This window comes from Pseudomonas sp. 37 R 15, assembly GCF_900004865.1.
GTDB classification, from domain to species: domain Bacteria; phylum Pseudomonadota; class Gammaproteobacteria; order Pseudomonadales; family Pseudomonadaceae; genus Aquipseudomonas; species Aquipseudomonas fluorescens_AM.
In genome coordinates this window covers 123,004-140,954 of sequence record NZ_CVTV01000062.1, presented here as the reverse complement: position 1 = coordinate 140,954, position 17,951 = coordinate 123,004, and the positions used below count along the sequence as shown (strand labels likewise).

The following is a 17,951-nucleotide window of genomic DNA, read 5'->3' as shown; positions in this document are numbered from 1 at the left end:
AGTCGCGATCAATTATAATCTTGGCGAATAAGTAAGGCCGTCCAGCATTTGCGATCGTTCATTGTCGCTAGACTCGGATTTTATAGTTGGCGATAGCTTCATACCTGCGTAGTGTACTCACGGATGGATATTTTCAGGGGCGGTTGTAGCAGATAGGCTTACTAGTACAGGGGTATTTAAGAGTTATTCTAATTCAATCTGGAAAGGAAGACGCTTAACGAATTTCTCACAGTAGATTTTTAACAAGCTTGGCAATAAGTACTCCTTGTAAACCCTCAAAAAGTGCAGTGATCTTCAATACCTCCGCACCAACACCATTTGATGCACTTTTCCATCGCTCAATAAGAGAGCCCAAGGCAACCTCATAACTCTCAAGGCCTTTATCAGATAACTGCAGCGTAACTAGGCGCCGATCTGGCTTCTCCCGTCGGCGCTGCACAAAGCCTGACTTTTCGAGTTTATCGATACTTCGTGCGATTTTGGATGAAATGACATTCAAATGCTGACTACATTGCTCCGTTGTCAGCGCAGTACCCTGCGCCAAGCTATCAAGAATTCGAAAGTCCAAGAGTGTCAGGTTTTGGCTGGCCGCGGCCTCCTCTATCCATTGCCCCATCGCTTTGTTTACGCTCTCAAGAATATTAAACGCGTCAATTAAATGCGTATGCACTCCTGCCTCCTAAGCACTGCAACTACAATAAAACTAAACGGCCACACATAGCTTGCTATTAACTAGCAGTAACCGCCGATTTATAAAAATGACAGAAAATGGCATATCGACAGCAATAATTCAGCCACTCTAACAGCCACAGGCTCAATGAGTTATTACAAAAAGCCATAGTCACTATTCATGTTCTGAATGCCTGATCCAAGCCTCTTTTGTTGACCAAAAATGTCTTTGGAATTATAAATACCCACAGTTTCTATTGGCGTTTTCACGCTTAGAATCAATCAGAGCACTGTATGAAATCCAAGCCCAACCACCTGAAATCCGCCAAGCTGCGTAGCAGATCCTCCATAGGGGCTGTTCGCAGTCCTCAGAGCACAGAGGCCATTCTTGAGGCTGCTGCAGCGATTCTCGAGGAGCGTGGGTATCGAGCATTCACAATGGATGCGTTGGTAGAACGGGCCGGTTCGAGCAAGCCTACGATCTACCGGTGGTGGAAAAACAAGGGCGCGTTGCTCAGGGATGTTTATGAACGTACCGCCCTGACCTTCGTGACGCAGCCGGACACTGGAGATTTGAATAAAGACTTGATCATTCACCTGCGCTCACTTTGGAGTTGGTGGCGGACCTCAAGTGCGGGCGAAACATTACGCAGCCTGATTGCCGAGATACAGCACGAACCGCAGGCTCTAGAGGAGTTCAGAAAAGAGTTTTTGCCACGTCGCGAGCGTACGTTAAGAAAGATTTTTGAACGCGCTGTAGAGTCGGGCGACATCGATGAAGGTCCAGCCGTCGAAAGCGCAGTCTCGCTACTTACCGGTATGTCGTGGCTTCATTTGGTAACGGCAAACCTCGATAACCTGGATGACATCGACCATTCGGTCTCCGTAATCGTTAAAGGGCTAAGAGCCCGTTAAGTCGCTTTTTTTTGTCCATAACGACACTGACAGTGTTTATTGAATCCTGCCCTATCTTTGGCCTGATTTCTATTTGCCGTAAGAGAACAAACGTAATGAACAGTTGTAAAAACGAGGCGTCAGCGCACCCACGTTATAGGCTTCCCCTTGCCGCTCGATTCTCGGTAGCAGCATTGGTCGTGCTGCTAAGCGGATGCTCCTTCAATGATTTAAAGCCAGTCTCAAGCCTGCAAGAACCCGGAAACGCTAGTGAAACCTTAGCCGACAGCGGGGCCACGCTATCGCCATCTGCTTGGCCAAATCAAACCTGGTGGAGCAGCTTCAACGACAAACAACTGGATAATCTAGTTGAGGAGGCGTTGGCACAAAGCCCGACGTTGCGCTCTGCTGCCGCTCGCGTGCGCCAAGCAAACGCGATGGAAGTAATTGAAGGCGCGTCGCTGTTGCCGCATATCGAAGCATCAGCGAGCACCACCCGTGAGAGATTTAGTTCAAATGGCACCACCCCTGCCCCGGTTAAAGGCACCTGGCAAAATGTCGATCAGGCAACGCTGAATGTCGGTTACGAATTGGATTTCTGGGGAAAGAACCGCGAAGCGGTTGAAGCCGCTGTTGGACGCAGAAAGGCGCTTGAAGTCGATAGTCGCGCGGCATCATTGATTTTGTCATCGGCCGTTGTACAGACCTATATCGCCCTGCAGGATACGTACGAGCAGTTGGACGTAGCCCAGGCTTTGTTGAACCAGCAAATCGATATCGAAAAACTCACTCAACAACGATTCACTGCTGAGTTGGGTAGTCAGATCGATATCAAGCAATCACAGGCATCGCTTCCCGCCAGTCGCGCCAATATCGCGGCCTTGAAGGAAATGATCGAGTTGAACCAGAACAAGCTTGCCTCTTTGTTGGGCCAAGGGCCTGATCGAGATCGCTCGATCACCCGCCCTCGCATGCTAGCCAGCAATCACGTGGTGATGCCCAGCAACATTCCAGCCGAACTGGTGGGACACCGCCCCGACGTTGTCGCTCAGCGCTGGCGTGTAGAGGCGTCGGGGCATGAGATTGAAGTCGCCAAAGCTCGGTTTTATCCCAATGTGAATCTGACAGCCTTCGTTGGTTTGCAAAGCCTTGCGTTCAGCACTTTCAACGATCACAGCAGCCGAATTCTGGGCGTGTCGCCCGCTATCAGTCTGCCCATCTTTGAGGGTGGGCGTTTGCGCGGCAATTTGAGTGCACAGAACGCGGCTTACGACCTCGCCGTTGAAAATTACAACCAGACCGTTGTCGATGCGCTTCGCGATATTGCCGATCAGTTGTCTTCGCTTCGTTGGCTGAAAGAGCGAATGGCGCAGCAAGTGGACGCGGTCAATACCGCGCAAGCCGCTTCCGATCTGGTCAACCTTCGTTACGGCGCAGGATTGGCAACCTATCTGCAAGTGCTGGCCACGGAGAATGCGACCCTGGCCCAGAAGCGCCAACTGGTGACGCTGGAGTCTCGCGCACTGTCGCTGCAAGCGAACCTGAGCCGAGCACTGGGCGGTGGCTATCGCCCGGAACTCCCTGTCACCTCCCCTGCAAATTCCACCGTAGTTGATAAATCATGACCTCCCCAACACCCTCTTCTTCTGACGCCTCCCGTCCATCCAAGTCATTTCGTCCGCAACTGCTGCTGATTGTCGCGATCGCGCTGCTCTTGGCCGTCCTGGCGAGCTGGTATTTTCTGGGGCTTGGCAGTGAGTCCACCGATGATGCCTACGTGGACGGTAATATCGTGCAGGTGACCTCACAGGTCGGCGGAACGGTGACCGTCATCAGCGCCGATAACACCGACCATATCGATGCCCACGCTCCGTTGGTCACGCTCAATGCAGTCGATGCCGAAATCCAGTATCAACGCACTCAATCGAACCTGGCCCGAACCGTGCGACAGGCGCGTACCCAGTATTACCAGGTGCAACAACTGGAAGCTGAGGTCAGTCAGCGGCAGAACGACGTGCGCAGGGCTCGGGATGACGTTCGCCGTCGCAGTCAACTCGCCGCAAGTGGCGCTGTGTCTCGGGAAGAAATCAGCCACGCCGAGGAAGTGCTCAAAAACGCCCTCGCCGGACTCGACGGCACGCGGCATGCCCTGGCAGTGCGTCTGGCCATGGTCGACAACACCACGCTAAGAACGCACCCCGACGTGCTGGTGGCCGCGGCCAATTTGCGTGATGCGTTTATTTCCCTGCATCGCACGCAGATCAACTCGCCGGTCAGTGGCTTGATCACCAAGCGCAGTGTGCAGGTCGGCCAGCGTATCAGTCCGGGCGTTGCTCTGATGTCTGTCGTTCCGATCGATCAGGTGTGGGTGAACGCCAACTTCAAGGAGTCGCAGATTGAGGACTTGCGGATCGGCCAACCTGTGGAACTGCACGCCGATGCCTATGCACGCAAGGTGATGTTTCACGGAACCATCGTAGGACTGGATGCCGGGACTGGCAGCGCTTTTTCGTTGATGCCGGCACAGAACGCTACGGGCAACTGGATCAAAGTCACTCAGCGCGTGCCGGTCCGTATCGCTCTACGTCCTGACGAAATCGCCGCAAATCCATTGCGCTTGGGGCTCTCAATGCGTGTGTCGGTTGATACCACCGATACCAGCGGCGAGCGACTCAATAAAAAGACACCTGCGCAACCTGCTTACAGCACCGATATTTTTGAGAACGAACTCAAGGATGCAAATGACATCGTCGAACAAATAATCAGCGCCAACGAAGACCGCGGCCCCTCCTCCCAACTGTTGAAACCTTGACGAGTCAGCTCATGTATCGGAAAAACGCCGCTTTGCTGGTCGCCGTCGGCCTTTTATGCGCGCTCGAATATCTTCAGGCCGGCATGATTGCTTTCGCCTCAGCGCCTATTCGCGGCGAAATAGACGCCAGCCCTGAAGAGTTCACGTTGGTTGCCGCGCTTTATGCGTGTATCGCAGTCGTGGTTATTTCAAAGCAGCGCTGGTTGGTTGAGCGACTCGGCTGGCGCAATTTCATGTTGGGCTCGATCAGCATTTATGTGGTGGGCGCCTTTGTGTGCGGCGTCAGCGATGATCTGACTTCGTTCACCGTTGGCCGCGTGATCATGGCGTTGGGAGGGGCGTCCTTCATGACGTCCGCTCGCTTGATGGTCAATCTTCTACCTCCCGGACCAGGGAGATTCGTAGGCGTCAAAGTATTTGCCACGGGGCTCGCCAGTGGCACGGCTGCGGCCCCTTTTCTGTCATCGCTGGTGGTGGTCGAAGATACCTGGCACGCCATCTTCTGGCTGCTGATCGCGGGGGCCGTGGTAGCGGGTTTTCTATGTACAAGGTTCTTGCCTGACACGGCAATCGAAGAGGATGAACGCTCGCCGTCCAGTCCAGGAAATATCTTGCTGCTGTCTGTCAGCACCTTCTTCCTGCTGTATGTGCTGCAGCGTTCCTACTACGACTTTTATAACGAGACAGTGATTCTGCTGGCATTCGCTTTGCTGGCGGCTTTGGGTGTTTACATCTTCTTCCATGCCGAGCATGCCAAGCATACACCGTTTCTCAAAGTCAGAGACCTGATGCAGTCGCGCTACATCCTCGGCGTTTCTTTGTTCTGCTTCACGTACATCGTTCTGGGCAGTAATAACTACATTTTGCCGTACTTCCTGCAAACCGCCCTCGGCTACTCGTGGGACACGATCGGGACGTTCCAGGCGTTTGGTCTCGCCGGTGCATTGTTGACGTGGATCGTAATGGCCTTTGTCATACCGAAGCATCCGGGGCCGAAAAAGTTCTTTGTGGCCGGGTTTGCGGCGCTTATCAGCTTTGGTCTGCTTTTGTCATCGCTCACCCCTGATGCAAACATGTGGGCGAACATATTGCCCGCGCTGATACTCAATGGCTGCTTTGTGATGTTGGTGCTTGCGACCGCCGCCATGCAGACATTTCGCGACGTGACGCATCACGACACTTTGTTTGCCCATGCCTATCAGATTAAAAGCATGCTCGGACAGATCGCCATGGCGCTCGGCACAACTGTTGCCACCTTGTTTCTGCAATGGCGCACGACGCTGCAATACAGCAACCTCAACGGGCACTTCAATTCATCTGATCCGATTTACCAGGCCAACACGCAGTTGCTGGCACAGTCGCTCACGCCCGCTATGGGCGCTGGTCCTGCCAATCAATTATCGGTGATGGCGCTGGGTCAAAACCTGCATCAGCAGGCAACTCTGGTCGCGTGCATGGAGTATTTCTGGGTGATTATCGTGATCGCCAGCATCGCGCTGGGTGTTTCCGTGATTCAGAAAACCTTCAAGTGATACAGGCTCTGCGGTGCTCAATGTGTCGGCATCGCGGGCAGCTCTTAATGCTGTTAAATCGAATATATCGATAATCTTCATCCATAAATGCCATACATACAGGACGTCGATTTGTCGTCAAATACCTTTCCATTTCAAATACATAACCCTTTGGAGCTGTTTTGCACCCTATTCTTCATGAGTTGAAACTGGCCTCTTTCTCATTGTTGCTGAGATTCGGATTTGTTTTCTTTTCACTGGCGATGCTCTGGCTGGACATCGCCGTTTTTCACACTCAGATTCTCGAGATATCGTTCACCGAAATCAGCCAGGAGTTGATGCTGTTCATTATCGCCGTACTGTTCTGGACGCTGCCGACGAGCAAAGGTCATGCGGGATTCAAATCACTGGCCGGCGGTTTCTTTGCCTGCCTGTTGATGCGAGAGCTGGATGGCTTGTTCGACCCCATCAGTCATAGCGCCTGGTGCGTGCCGTTCCTGGCCATCGCGACCGTCTGCGTAACGGTGGCCTTGGGCAAAGCCAACCGCCAACAGACATTGGCCGACCTCGCTGCGTTCACGCAATCCCGCGCATTTGGCGCATTCGCTACAGGCTTTGGCGTGCTGCTGTTTTCACGCGTTTTCGGCATGGGGAGCTTTTGGCATCTTGTGTTGGGCGAAGGTTACGAGCGCTTGGCCAAGACGACGGTCGAGGAAGGAGTAGAGTTGTTGGCCTATTCAATGTGGCTGGCGACGACCATCGAGTATCGCCTGTCAGCCACCTTGGCGCCGGCGTTTGTAGCGCCGAAAAAATTTGCGGAGGCCGCAGGGCATTAATCCATACTCTGGGTAGACCGGCTCCTCAGAGCCGGTTCCCGTATCTGGATATCAGAATGGATAAGGCTGGTCGGAAGGTTCGACCGTGACCCATTTCACTTCAGTGAATTCCTCTATCACCGCGCTGCCGTCGAATCGACCGTAGCCACTGTTCTTCATACCACCGTAAGGGGCTTGAGGCTCGTTTTGCACCGTTGCCCCGTTGATGTGTACGCAACCGGCATCCAGTCGGCCAGCCAGATCAAGGGCCAGGCTGACATTGCGACTGAAGATGGCTGACGACAGACCGAACGCCGTATCGTTAGCGACTGCCAATGCCTGCTCCGCGCCTTTGACCCGAACCACGGTGGTGACGGGCCCAAAGGTTTCTTCATCGTAGATATCCATTTTCGATGACACTCGATCCACCAGCGTCGGCGCCATCTGCGCCTCCTCTGCCAGACCTCCCACCACAATCGTGGCCCCCTTCCCTACGGCGTCATCCAGCAACTGATTGATGCGCTGTACCGAGCCTTGGGAAATCATCGGGCCGATTACGCTGGCAGGATTAAGCACCGGGCTCCCCTGTTCGAGGTCTCGAATACGTTGAGCAAACTTTGCCACGAAAGCATCAGCGACAGACTCATCGACCACGAAGCGCTCGGTCGACATACAGATTTGCCCTTGGTACAGAAATGCGCCAAACACGGCAGCGTTGACCGCGCCTTCGAGGTCGGCGTCCTCTAACACAATAAACGGTGCCTTCCCGCCCAGTTCGAGCAGACAGCGCTTGAGGTACTTCGCGCTGGTCTGGGCAATCATCCGGCCGACGTTGGTCGACCCGGTGAAATTGACCCGGCGTACCGTATCGTGAGCGATCAGCACTTCAGTTACAGCGCCGGCATCTTCTGGCGCCGAAATAATAAAGTTCACCACGCCAGCCGGGAACCCCGCGTCATAGAACGCCTGGGCCAGCAGCTCATGAGTGCGCGGGCTGTTTTCTGAACCTTTGAAAATAACCGTGTTACCGCAGGCCAACGGGTAGGCAATGGACCGGGTGCCAAGAATGACCGGACCGTTCCACGGTGCAATGCTCAACACCGTGCCGGCGGGTTGACGCAAGGTGACTGACAACGTGCCGGGCTTGTCGGTGGCGAGGGTTTCACCCTTGATTTGGGTGGTCAGCGATGCCGCTTCACGAAGCAGATTGGCCGAAGCCCCAACGTTGAACTGCGACCAGAGTCGAGAGGCGCCGATTTCTTCAGCCATGACACTGCAGAAAAGCTCCATCTTGCTTTCCAACGCATCAGCCGCCGCCAGCAGTAGCCGACGACGTTCGGTCGGGCCCACTTTCGACCATGTTTTAAATGCTTGCTGGGACGATGCAGCGACGCGTCGCGCATCTTCCACACTGCACGCCGCGCCGGTGCTGACAACGTTGCCACTGACAGGATCGATGCGCTGGTAGGTTTTACCGTCCGAGGCGGCTTGCGCGATATTGTCGATTACGAGTTGAACAGTCATCTTGAAATCCTTTGATGAGTTTGAAAAAAATCAGGCTCGGTCGGCAGCTGCCGGCATACGAAGTATCGGTTTGATGGTGATACCGCTTTCGCTATCGGCCATCGCTTCGTTGACCTGCTCAAAGGTGTAGAACCGGCACAACTTGTCAAAGGGGAAACGCCCTTGCAGGTGCAGATCGACAAGCGTGGGAATAAACGCGTTGGCGACCACGTCACCCTGCACGATGCCCATGATGCGTTTGCCCGGGATCATCACGTCGTTGATGTTGAAAGCGACTTCGGTGCCCATCTTGGTCGCGCCGACGATGCCACAGGTGCCCAGCGTCGTGAGTGCGTCGATGGCCTGACGTAGAGCTTCCGCGCGTCCGGAGCATTCCAGGCTGTAATTCGCCCCGCCTCCAGTGATCTCGCGAATGCGCTCCACCGGGTCTTCTTCCCGGCTGTTGATGACGTGTGTGGCGCCGACCTCAAGCGCCAGTTCCAAGCGACTCGGCGTAACGTCCACGGCGATAATGGTCGTCGCGCCGGCAACCCGGGCGGCCATCACCGCTGCCAGACCGACTGCGCCGGCACCGAATGCAACGAAGCTGCTACCCGCTTCAACTCGTAGGGCCTTGAGCACAGAACCAGCGCCTGTCTGTATGCCGCACCCCAAAGGGCCAAGCAGTTCCAGCGGTGCTTTTTTCGATACTTTGACCACGTTGCGTTCGTTAGCAATCACGTAAGTCGAAAAGGACGACTGGCCGAAGAAGTGATCGTGTATCGGGGCCGCGTTGTCGCAACTGCAGGTGGAGGTGCTGCCGTCGAGGCGACCGCCACCGAAATTCAGTGGGTGCATATGGGAGCAATGCGCCGGATGTCCGGTCTCGCATGGCAGACAAAGGCCGCAGGACATGTAGGTCATGACAACGTGATCGCCAGGAACGATGGTTGTCACAGCATTGCCTACGGCCTCAACAATCCCAGCACCTTCGTGGCCCAGAACGATGGGCAGCGGTGTCGGAAAAAGTTGGTCGCGTACGACCATATCGGTGTGGCAAACACCCGTCGCAACGTGTGGCAAACACCCGTCGCAACGATGCGTACACGAACTTCATCGGGACGCGGAACGGCCAACTCGGCACGTTCAAACTGAAGTTTGCCGCCTGCCTCACGCAAGACGGCGACTTTGACTTCGATAGGCATGAGCGCGGTGTGGGACATGAACTTATCCTCTTGAATAATGAATGGGTTATCCGGCAGCGACCTACGCGTCTTGCAGAGCACGCTGGCGATTGCTGCGTTGTTGCGCCTGATCGCTGGCAGCGTGACGCAACTGGAAATCAAAGGTCATTTGTGCAAAACGCCCCGACACTTCGTGAGCGATGGATTGGTTTTCGTCATCAACGAAATGCACCTCGCCAATCAAGCCATCCCGGGTGGCATAGGCGAAGTCGTCCCAGAGATACTTATCGTTGGAAAGGTTGATCTGGGTGGTCAAATGCTCATAACCCGGAGCCGAGACGAAGAAATGAATATGCGCCGGGCGCTGGCCATGCCGGCCCAGATGGTTGAGGCACTCTTGAGTCGGGCCTTGAGGGTTACAGCCATAACCTGACGGCACGATGCTTTTGACGCGATAACGCCCTTGCGTGTCGGTCACGATGCGCCGACGCAGATTGAACGGCGATTGGCTTTTGTCGAAGTGGGAGTAGTTGCCTTTACTGTCAGCTTGCCAAAGATCAACCAGCGCACCTGCAATGGGTTGTCCTAATGTGTCCAGAACCTGACCGTCTAGAAACATCGGTGTGGTGATAGCGTCTTCGCTACCATCGTCCATCCGCGCAAATCCCTGACACAGCGGTGCGCCAGCCACATACAGGGGGCCCTCGATCGTGCGCGGTGTTCCGCCGCTGCGCCCTGCTTCCGCCTCTTTGGCATCGTTGAGAAGATCAAGGAAATGCTCGATCCCCAACCCTGCCACCAAGAGCCCAGCCTCATTGTTTTTACCCAGTCGATTGATGTACTCGACCCCCGCCCAAAACTCATCTTCGCTGATCGCAAGCTCTTCAATGAGTCGCGCAGTTTCCTGCAGAATTCGCAGCACAATCTGTTTGCTGCGCGGGTCTCCAGCCTCTTTTTTCATCCCGGCTGCGTCTTGAAAAAATTCGCGGATTTCAGCGGTTTGGGAAATGCTGACGGTCATGATGATTCACCTTTTGTTCTTGGACGCGGACGACGCCAGTCGCAACGGACTGGCGAGCGGCCGGCAGGGAGTCAGACGGCTTGTGCCCATCCGAGCCGGGTGTGCGCCTCAGCCAGGTCGGCTTGCATGTCGTGGTTCCACAACCAGTCAAAGCGACTGGCCAGCGTTGTCGAGAGCAGTGGCTCCTGGTCCGCTACCATGGCGTCGCGGAACTCGTAAAGTTCGCCCGCTTCCCAGGATGTGCGTTGAACACGGCAAGCACGCGGACGGCGTATGGCGTCATACACCTCAAGCACCTGCTTCGCGTCACGTTGCAAAACCCGCGGATCGGCCAGCAGGCGTGCCAGTAACCAGGCATCTTCCAGCCCCTGCCCGGCTCCGGCGCCTTGATGCGGCAGCATCGCGTGCGCCGCGTCGCCGATCAGCCCGACACGGCCGTGGACGTAACCCGACAATTCGTCCAGTTCGTGCAGTGCCCAAAGGGTGGGATTGGGAATGCATTCAAGCAATACGCGAACGGCATCTCCCCATTCGCTGAAGGCTTCGAGCATCTCGGCCTGGGTGGTGTTTTTCACCCAGGGTTTGTCGGCGGGCCATACCGGGTTGGCGTCAGTCCGATCCGAAACAAATGCCACGACGTTGATCAGTCGGCCCTGTTTGACCGGGAAAGTCAGGATGTGGGCATCGAGGCCCAAATACATTTGCGGAACGTTGATCAAATGCTCATCGACGCCCGCCGCACGATAGGCATCGCGCAGTTGCGAGCTGTCGATCATTCCGCGGTAGGCGCAGGTGCCACTGAAGCGCGGGGCGACCAAAGGCTGGCCCAAGCCCTGAAGTACGTAATCACGAATGGAGGATTTGATTCCATCTGCTGCAATCAAGAGATCGCACTGATGGTGCGTACCGTCGGTGAATTGAACACTGACGCGATCACCCGTCTCATCTACGCTGACTGCGCGTTTACCGAAAACGGCGATGCCCTCTGGCAATTGACTGGCCAGCGCATCGAGAAAGTCTGCGCGGTGTACTGAAGACTGACCGACACCTTCAGCAATGCTTGCACCGAGGTAGCCGGCATCGACACCCCGACGCCATTCAAACCAGATGTCCTGCCAGGGCTGAGCAGTCCGGTCGGCGATTTGCTCGTAGGGCTTGCCGATGCCGAGACCTTCGATGGCCCTTACCGCGTTCGCGCCAAATGAAACACCTGCACCGACTTCGCCGAATGCCGGTGCAGCTTCAAACAGTTGAACGTCCAGATGTTGATGACGGCACAGATCCAGTGCGAGGGCGACACCTGCGATACCACCGCCAACGATAGCGACTTGCAAGACAGATTTAGGGCTATTCATGGGGAAACCTTTATGTTGTTTTTGGAATAGCTCGATCATGACTATTCACAAAACATTGATAAATGGCCTCACTCCCATACTACCTATCACCAACCTGAATACTGGTATGCTTGCAGCCTCGTCACTCCTCCCGAGCTGCCTGCAATGCACCTACGCGAACTCGACCTGAACCTGCTGGTGATCTTTCATCAACTATTGATCGACCACAGTGTTTCCGGTGCGGCTGAAACGCTTGGCCTCACTCAGCCGGCCGTGAGCAACGCACTCAAGCGTCTGCGTACCTCACTCAATGACGAATTGTTTGTACGCACCCATCAAGGCATGCAACCAACGCCCTACGCGTTGCAAATGGCCGAGCCGGTGTCTCAGGCAATCAACCTCCTGCACGGCGCGATCAATCGCCAGGACGAGTTCGATCCGGCCACCAGCCAGAAACGCTTTGTCGTAGCGATGACCGACATCGGTGAGATTTACTTCATGCCGCGATTGATTGAGGCCCTGCTCAAGCAGGCCCCCGGAATTTCGGTCAGCACGCTGCGCAGCAATGCGGGACTGTCTGAAAGTCTTGCCAGCGGCGAAGTGGATCTGGCGGTCGGATTACTGCCCGATTTGCAGGCAGGCTTCTATCAACGGCGTTTGTTCCATCATCGATACGTGTGCCTGTGCCGCCAGGATCATCCGCTGACACAACAACCCATGACGCGAGAACGTTTTTGTGAATATGGGCACGTGAGAATCGTTGCGGCCAGTACCGGACATGGTGAGATCGACACGCACATGCAGCGGGCTGGCCTGCAACGCCAGATACGCCTGGAGGTGCCGCACTTTGTGGCGGTAGGGCATATCTTGCAGAACACCGATCTTGTCGCGACCGTGCCTGAGCGCTTCGCCAGCAGTTGTAGCGGACCGTTCGGTTTGACCATCCTGCCGTTGCCATTACCGCTGCCGGAGATTGCGATCAATATGTTCTGGCACACCAAATATAACCGCGATCCGGCCAACAAATGGTTCCGGCAACTGATGTTTGATCTCTTCAGCGATTGAGTTTCAGACGCTAAGGGCGCCATGGCAGCAGGTCACTGCCAATGCTCACAAAGTTTTACCAACTCATCGACCACGTACCTGACTTTCGGCCGCAGATGCGAGACCTTTGGCCAGACGGCATGTACATCAACCGGATCAGGCTCGTAATCTTCCAGGACTTCGACCAGCCTCCCCGCCTCCAGGTCTTCTCTGAACAGGCAGCGCGGCATCTGGCACAAGCCTGTCCCGGCGACGGCGGCAAGAATCATCGCTTCGCCGTCGCCTATTTGATGCGTGGACGGTGGCGCATAACGGACAGTTTCCGCGCCTTGCCTGACGCGCCACGACAAAGGCTGGCCGCGACGATGGCCGACGATGCAATGGTGATGGCTTAAGTCCTCCAGTGTTTGTGGCACTCCAAACCGCTGCAGATACCCGGGCGCCGCACAAATCGCCCAGCGTTGGCGAGTAAGCCTGCGTGCTACCAGGCCGCTGGTGTCCTTCAGCTCGCCGAAGCGCACTAAGAGATCAATGCCTTCTTCGAACGGATCAACAATGTGGTCGGAAAACGTCATGTTCAGTTGCAGTGCGGGGTATTTGTTAGCGATCTCGAACAGCAATGGCGCAACGACCCGACGACCAAACGCCACCGGGATGTCCACTCGCAAGCGACCGGATGGCTCCCCTGCCCCCGGCCCAAGGCCACTTTCCGCTGCGCCGATTTCCTCGAGCGCTGTGGAGCACGCGGTGAAATACGCTTCGCCGTCGGCCGTCAGCGAGATGCGTCGTGTGGTGCGGTGGAACAGCTGTGTGCCCAGGCGTTCCTCAAGGCGCGCAATTGATTTGCCCACGGCCGATTTGGATAGTCCGAGGCGTTCTGCGGCCTGAGTGAAGCTGGTTGATCGGGCGGCGATCACGAAGGTGATAACGCCCTGAAACGAATCGACAGGAATCATGCGAGCCATCTGATTGTAGAGTTTGAATCTACCCAGATTATAGTTTCAGGCTGTTTATCGCCAGATGATTCGACATTAGCATTGAGACTCGAAAAACATCGGTGCAACGCGCTCAAGCGTGCAAGCACACCGATTATCCAGATCAATGTCTAAAGAGGAATTTGCCATGCCTGTCGTACGAGTCAGTTGGTTTGAAGGTAAAGAACACGAGCAGAAAGCCGCTGTTGCCGCAGACATCACCGCGAGCATCGTCAAGCACACCGGTACTGATGCGAACTACATCTACGTCATTTTTGAAGACGTCGCAGCCTCCGACTGGGCCGGTGCCGGCAAATTGTTTGGAGAGGCGCCGGAGAAATCCTGACCCGATCGTTAACGCCTGCATCGGCTGGGTCAGCGATGCATTCTCACTAGCGTCTAAGGAAAAAACCGCCATGCATCCACATATCTCCTGCCTGTTCTCCCTCGCGGTCAAACCCGCTGACTTCCCTGAATTCAAAGCGCTGATCGCCAACATTGTCGAAGCCACCAGCGCTGAGCCGGGCACACTGGTTTACGAATACAGTGTCAACGAAGACAACAGCGTCGTTCACATTCTTGAGCGCTACAACGTCGGTGCCGTGGTCAGCCACGTAGACACTACGTTTGCACCATTCGGTCAGCGCTTTCTAGAACTGTGCACCGTCACCAGCCTGGTTGTGTATGGCACGCCTGACGCCGAAATCCGTAAACGTCTGGATCCGTTCGGGGCTGTGTACATGACCCCATTCGACGGTTTCAGCCGCTAATTTTCAGACGGCGCAGGCTCCACTTCAATGACTGGGTCTGCGCACTGTCTTCCCGCACAGAGACCCTCATGTCCGATATCGCAAACATTATCAAATCGCGAATTTCCGCCAACAGCTATGACACTGAGCGCAGCCTGAGCGATCGACAGGTTGCCGAGCTGATCGAGTTGGCTACCCATGCACCTTCCGCGTTCAATCTGCAAAACTGGAAATTCCTCGCCGTACGCAGCGCCGAAGCCAAAGCGCGTCTCCTGCCTCTGGCGTGGGGGCAGCAGAAAATCGTCGACGCTGCCGTGACATTTATCGTCTGCGGCACACTCAATCCGCATGAGACATTGCCGTCGGCGCTTAAACCTACCCTGGATGCCGGCATCATTGATCAGGCTATCTACGACATGTGGGTAGGTGCAGCTGAAGGCATGTACAAGGAAAACCCACAACTGCAGCGCGATGAGGCGATTCGTTCCGGCTCACTGGCAGCCATGACACTGATGCTGGCCGCGAAGGGCCAAGGCCTGGTTTCTACGCCAATGATCGGCTTCGATCAGTCGGCGGTGGCCAAGGAGTTTGGTCTGTCTGACCTGGAAATTCCGGTCATGCTGGTCACCGTTGGCTACCCGGGTGCGACCAACTGGCCGCAGAAGCCACGCAAGGCCGTCAACGACGTTCTGCAGTTCGTGTAAGCACACGCGCCCCGGCGAAGTCAGATTGATCTCTGACTTCGCCGGGGTATTGATCTATTCAAAGGCATTACAAGCCTTTGAAGTTCAACCCTTGTCGTTTCTGGAAATCCGCAGATTTCTGAAGTGCGCGACTGTCCCGGACTCGATCCAGATACCCACTCCTCCGCGCTGCGCCGCCCCGTACTTCAGATCCCGTACGATAAACGCTGGTTTCTCGTTGTGATCCAGGAACAGATCAACGTTTGAGCCTTTGATCACCAACTTCATATGAATCCATCGACCCAACTGGAGGTCGGCGTAGGTCTCGTACTTTTCCGGTGATTCTTTGCGAAGCTGATCAAATCTGAAGTCTGGATAACCGGCGTATTGCACAGAATGATTGCGTCGTATCTGGTCATCAGCCGAACTGTTGGTCGGTCGCAGGTAAATGCTTTCGAAGCGTCCTGCCCTGTCGATACGAAAGGCAACACCGACAAATCCACGCGCGTATTCAGGGGCGTCTTTCGCCAAGTCACTGGCGACGTCGAATTCGATGGAGCCATCGCCGAAATCCATGGGCAGCCACGCCATGAAATTTCTATCGAGCAATCGTTCCCGGGTCGGATCCTGATAGGAAGAACCGGGCATTTGCAGCGCTAAGGCGTGCTGCCCTTGATAAAGCGTCTCGACCAGCGAAACGCCCGAAAGCCGATATTCAGCGGGCGCTGTATACGCGCGGGCCTTTTGATCACTTGCCATCACCACTTCAACTAAAAGAGACGCCGCGACAGCGATTGAATGCAGCATCATCGCAAAGTCTCCAGGCTAAGAACAAAAAAGACCCATGACACAGGCTGACATGGGTCTGCGATTGTTTCGAATCAGACGATGTCGTCGACTACGCCACCATCGACCCTGAGCGAAGCCCCCGTGGTGGCCGATGCTTGCGGCGAGCACACATAAACGATCATGTTGGCCACCTCCTCCACAGTGGCTGCACGCTGGATGATCGAGCTCGGGCGATGCTGCATCACAAAATCAGCGACGACCGTCTCCAGCGATTTGCCGGTGCGCTCGACTTCACCCTTCATCATGTCTGCGACGCCATCGGATAGCGTCGGCCCAGGCAGGACGCTGTTGACGGTGACACCGCTGCCGGCGACGCGTTTTGCAAGGCCACGCGCCAGCGCCAGCTGCGCTGTTTTGGACACACCGTAATGGATCATGTCCGCGGGAATGTTTCGGGCCGACTCGGAGGCGACAAACACCACCCGGCCCCAACCGTTCTCAACCATGGCAGGCAGCAATGCACGACTGAGGCGAACGCCGGACATCACGTTGGTTTGCCAGTAGTTGTTCCAGACCTCGTCGTCTGTTTCAAAGAAATCCTGTGGCTCATAAATGCCTGCGTTGTTCACCAGGATGTCGATGCCACTGACACCGGCGAGCAAGACCTCTACGCCTTCGGCAGAACTCAGATCTGCAGCCACACCACTGACGGTCGCGCCGGGCACTGCCGCGTGCAATCGGGCGATCGCGTCGTTGACCGAGCGTTCACTGCGACCGTTTATGACAACCGCGGCGCCGGCCTGTGCAAGCCCCTTGGCAATGGCGAAACCAATACCTCCGGTAGAAGCGGTGACCAGTGCGTGTTTGCTATCGAATTGGATATTCATCATTTCTCCGTCAAGAATGAGCGGGTATTGCTACCCGTCATCTGTTTCTACTGTCAGCGTAGAAAACAAAGCTGCCACTGTATGGGCTGCCCTTGCGTGGATAAATATCGATTCGGAATGGGGATCTACAACAGTTTGTTTCAAAAGCGCTCGGGCGCGATCGAGTCGGCTCCAAACGCCGCTATAGCGAAGTCGAGAAAACTGCGCAATTTTGGCGTCAGTCTGCGATCCGGCGCGTACAAGACATGCAGGGGGCGACTCGGCGGTGGATAGTCGGGCAATAAAGAAACCAGCTCACCGTTCTCAAGTGATTGGCGAACCAGTTCCTCCGGCTGCAGCAATATGCCCAGGCCGGCCAATGCGGCACACAACAGCGGTTCGCCGTGATCAGCCATGAAGCGGCTGCCAACCGGAACGACCACCGTTCCTTCCGGGCCATTGAATGTCCAGTGTGTACGTAATTCCGTGTGCGAGAAACCCAGGCATTCATGGTCCTGAAGGTTCCAGGGTGTTTCGATCGCTGGCTTGCCTTGCAGATAAGAAGGTGCAGCGCAGAGCACGAGTTTATAGGGCGCCAGTTCTCTGGCAACCAGACCGCTGTCTGCCAGTTGCCCGACCCTGAATACCACGTCGAAACCTTCATCGATGAGGTCGATTGCACGGTTGGCGAGGCTCAGTTCGATGCTCACCAACGGATTGGCTTCCATGAACTCAGGCAGTCGCGGCGCAAGAGACTGCATGCCGAAACTGACGGGAGCGTTGATCCTCAGACGCCCACTGGGCAAAGCCTGAGTGTGCGCGGCCAGGTTCTCAGCCGACTCCACTTCAGCAAGGATGAATTTGGAACGCTCATAGAATTCACGCCCGAAGTCAGTCAGGCTCTGTCGTCGAGTCGTGCGATTGAGCAAGCGAACGCCCAAGTGTTGCTCTAAATGATGGACATGTTTGCCAATCAGTTGCGCCGACATTTGCAACGCGTCACCGGCGGCGCTGAAAGACCCCATCTCCACGGCTTTAACAAATGCCGCCATGCTGCTCAGACGATCCATTCCCAACAATCCGTTTCTAATGTTTGGGCATTT

The 17,951-nt window shown here is 55.5% G+C and carries 17 protein-coding genes and 1 pseudogene; 9 read left to right on the top strand and 9 right to left on the bottom strand.

All coding sequences use genetic code 11. From position 1 onward, the window contains the following. Positions 1–226: 226 nt before the first annotated feature. Positions 227–670 (bottom strand): MarR family winged helix-turn-helix transcriptional regulator, encoded by a 444-nt coding sequence (locus tag BFQ04_RS27895; RefSeq protein WP_065953547.1) that lies wholly within the window; start codon positions 668–670, stop codon positions 227–229. Positions 671–963: 293 nt separating this feature from the next. On the opposite strand from BFQ04_RS27895, the gene BFQ04_RS27890 reads away from it, so the two are divergent. The 5 genes from BFQ04_RS27890 (at position 964) to BFQ04_RS27870 (ending at position 6,722) form a co-directional block, all read left to right on the top strand. Next, positions 964–1,584 (top strand): TetR/AcrR family transcriptional regulator, encoded by a 621-nt coding sequence (locus BFQ04_RS27890; protein ID WP_065953546.1) that lies wholly within the window; start codon positions 964–966, stop codon positions 1,582–1,584. Between the two features lie 95 nt (positions 1,585–1,679). Then, positions 1,680–3,188, top strand: a complete 1,509-nt coding sequence (locus BFQ04_RS27885) for an efflux transporter outer membrane subunit (RefSeq protein WP_065953545.1) — start codon at positions 1,680–1,682, stop codon at positions 3,186–3,188. Beyond that, positions 3,185–4,375 carry an HlyD family secretion protein gene (locus BFQ04_RS27880; protein WP_065953544.1) on the top strand — a complete coding sequence of 397 codons (1,191 nt, stop codon included), beginning with the start codon at positions 3,185–3,187 and terminating at the stop codon, positions 4,373–4,375. The genes BFQ04_RS27885 and BFQ04_RS27880 overlap by 4 nt, the downstream gene beginning before the upstream one ends. An 11-nt stretch (positions 4,376–4,386) precedes the next feature. Beyond that, positions 4,387–5,907 (top strand): MFS transporter, encoded by a 1,521-nt coding sequence (locus BFQ04_RS27875; RefSeq protein WP_065953543.1) that lies wholly within the window; start codon positions 4,387–4,389, stop codon positions 5,905–5,907. Between the two features lie 161 nt (positions 5,908–6,068). Continuing rightward, the gene (locus tag BFQ04_RS27870) at positions 6,069–6,722 is read left to right on the top strand and encodes a hypothetical protein (RefSeq protein ID WP_065953542.1); all 654 of its coding nucleotides are present in this window, start codon (positions 6,069–6,071) and stop codon (positions 6,720–6,722) included. 51 nt (positions 6,723–6,773) lie between these two features. Here BFQ04_RS27870 and BFQ04_RS27865 read toward each other — a convergent pair whose 3' ends face one another. The 4 genes and pseudogenes from BFQ04_RS27865 to salA form a co-directional block, all read right to left on the bottom strand. Then, the gene (locus BFQ04_RS27865; protein WP_065953541.1) at positions 6,774–8,225 is read right to left on the bottom strand and encodes an aldehyde dehydrogenase; all 1,452 of its coding nucleotides are present in this window, start codon (positions 8,223–8,225) and stop codon (positions 6,774–6,776) included. Between the two features lie 30 nt (positions 8,226–8,255). Next, positions 8,256–9,427: pseudogene (locus BFQ04_RS27860) on the bottom strand (NAD(P)-dependent alcohol dehydrogenase). Positions 9,428–9,470: 43 nt separating this feature from the next. After that, on the bottom strand, positions 9,471–10,409 hold the full coding sequence (catA, locus tag BFQ04_RS27855) for a catechol 1,2-dioxygenase (protein WP_065953540.1): 939 nt from the start codon (positions 10,407–10,409) through the stop codon (positions 9,471–9,473). A 71-nt stretch (positions 10,410–10,480) separates the two neighbouring features. Then, complete coding sequence (gene salA / locus BFQ04_RS27850) at positions 10,481–11,764, bottom strand: salicylate 1-monooxygenase (protein ID WP_065953539.1); 1,284 nt, start codon at positions 11,762–11,764, stop codon at positions 10,481–10,483. 144 nt (positions 11,765–11,908) lie between these two features. Between salA and BFQ04_RS27845 the strand changes: the two genes are divergently transcribed. Continuing rightward, complete coding sequence (locus BFQ04_RS27845) at positions 11,909–12,808, top strand: LysR family transcriptional regulator (protein ID WP_007910298.1); 900 nt, start codon at positions 11,909–11,911, stop codon at positions 12,806–12,808. 32 nt (positions 12,809–12,840) lie between these two features. On the opposite strand, the gene BFQ04_RS27840 is transcribed toward BFQ04_RS27845, so the two are convergent. Next, the gene (locus tag BFQ04_RS27840) at positions 12,841–13,743 is read right to left on the bottom strand and encodes a LysR family transcriptional regulator (RefSeq protein ID WP_065953538.1); all 903 of its coding nucleotides are present in this window, start codon (positions 13,741–13,743) and stop codon (positions 12,841–12,843) included. A gap of 166 nt (positions 13,744–13,909) precedes the next feature. On the opposite strand from BFQ04_RS27840, the gene BFQ04_RS27835 reads away from it, so the two are divergent. From BFQ04_RS27835 to BFQ04_RS27825, 3 genes are all read left to right on the top strand, one after another. After that, positions 13,910–14,107, top strand: coding sequence for a tautomerase family protein (locus BFQ04_RS27835; protein ID WP_007910302.1), 198 nt, complete (start codon positions 13,910–13,912; stop codon positions 14,105–14,107). Positions 14,108–14,177: 70 nt separating this feature from the next. Next, entirely contained in the window at positions 14,178–14,531 is a 354-nt protein-coding gene (locus BFQ04_RS27830; protein WP_007910304.1) for a putative quinol monooxygenase, read from the top strand. 68 nt (positions 14,532–14,599) lie between these two features. Further along, positions 14,600–15,214: a nitroreductase family protein gene (locus BFQ04_RS27825; protein ID WP_065953537.1), complete on the top strand. Its 615-nt coding sequence runs from the start codon at positions 14,600–14,602 to the stop codon at positions 15,212–15,214. Between the two features lie 84 nt (positions 15,215–15,298). Here the strand turns inward: BFQ04_RS27825 and BFQ04_RS27820 are convergent, their stop codons facing one another. The 3 genes from BFQ04_RS27820 to BFQ04_RS27810 form a co-directional block, all read right to left on the bottom strand. Further along, the gene (locus tag BFQ04_RS27820; RefSeq protein ID WP_256544625.1) at positions 15,299–16,003 is read right to left on the bottom strand and encodes a hypothetical protein; all 705 of its coding nucleotides are present in this window, start codon (positions 16,001–16,003) and stop codon (positions 15,299–15,301) included. 71 nt (positions 16,004–16,074) lie between these two features. Then, positions 16,075–16,869 (bottom strand): SDR family NAD(P)-dependent oxidoreductase, encoded by a 795-nt coding sequence (locus BFQ04_RS27815; RefSeq protein WP_065953536.1) that lies wholly within the window; start codon positions 16,867–16,869, stop codon positions 16,075–16,077. A 140-nt stretch (positions 16,870–17,009) separates the two neighbouring features. Further along, on the bottom strand, positions 17,010–17,918 hold the full coding sequence (locus tag BFQ04_RS27810) for a LysR family transcriptional regulator (protein ID WP_065953535.1): 909 nt from the start codon (positions 17,916–17,918) through the stop codon (positions 17,010–17,012). Positions 17,919–17,951: the final 33 nt, after the last annotated feature.

What these genes read in the sequence shown, in the direction of transcription:
- BFQ04_RS27810 (WP_065953535.1), bottom strand. Translation starts at nt 17,918, where the DNA reads ATGGATCGTCTGAGCAGCATGGCGGCATTTGTTAAAGCCGTGGAGATG.
- BFQ04_RS27885 (WP_065953545.1), top strand. Translation starts at nt 1,680, where the DNA reads ATGAACAGTTGTAAAAACGAGGCGTCAGCGCACCCACGTTATAGGCTT.
- BFQ04_RS27845 (WP_007910298.1), top strand. Translation starts at nt 11,909, where the DNA reads ATGCACCTACGCGAACTCGACCTGAACCTGCTGGTGATCTTTCATCAA.
- salA (WP_065953539.1), bottom strand. Translation starts at nt 11,764, where the DNA reads ATGAATAGCCCTAAATCTGTCTTGCAAGTCGCTATCGTTGGCGGTGGT.
- BFQ04_RS27825 (WP_065953537.1), top strand. Translation starts at nt 14,600, where the DNA reads ATGTCCGATATCGCAAACATTATCAAATCGCGAATTTCCGCCAACAGC.
- BFQ04_RS27880 (WP_065953544.1), top strand. Translation starts at nt 3,185, where the DNA reads ATGACCTCCCCAACACCCTCTTCTTCTGACGCCTCCCGTCCATCCAAG.
- catA (WP_065953540.1), bottom strand. Translation starts at nt 10,409, where the DNA reads ATGACCGTCAGCATTTCCCAAACCGCTGAAATCCGCGAATTTTTTCAA.
- BFQ04_RS27865 (WP_065953541.1), bottom strand. Translation starts at nt 8,225, where the DNA reads ATGACTGTTCAACTCGTAATCGACAATATCGCGCAAGCCGCCTCGGAC.
- BFQ04_RS27830 (WP_007910304.1), top strand. Translation starts at nt 14,178, where the DNA reads ATGCATCCACATATCTCCTGCCTGTTCTCCCTCGCGGTCAAACCCGCT.
- BFQ04_RS27815 (WP_065953536.1), bottom strand. Translation starts at nt 16,869, where the DNA reads ATGAATATCCAATTCGATAGCAAACACGCACTGGTCACCGCTTCTACC.
- BFQ04_RS27840 (WP_065953538.1), bottom strand. Translation starts at nt 13,743, where the DNA reads ATGATTCCTGTCGATTCGTTTCAGGGCGTTATCACCTTCGTGATCGCC.
- BFQ04_RS27875 (WP_065953543.1), top strand. Translation starts at nt 4,387, where the DNA reads ATGTATCGGAAAAACGCCGCTTTGCTGGTCGCCGTCGGCCTTTTATGC.
- BFQ04_RS27890 (WP_065953546.1), top strand. Translation starts at nt 964, where the DNA reads ATGAAATCCAAGCCCAACCACCTGAAATCCGCCAAGCTGCGTAGCAGA.
- BFQ04_RS27835 (WP_007910302.1), top strand. Translation starts at nt 13,910, where the DNA reads ATGCCTGTCGTACGAGTCAGTTGGTTTGAAGGTAAAGAACACGAGCAG.
- BFQ04_RS27820 (WP_256544625.1), bottom strand. Translation starts at nt 16,003, where the DNA reads ATGATGCTGCATTCAATCGCTGTCGCGGCGTCTCTTTTAGTTGAAGTG.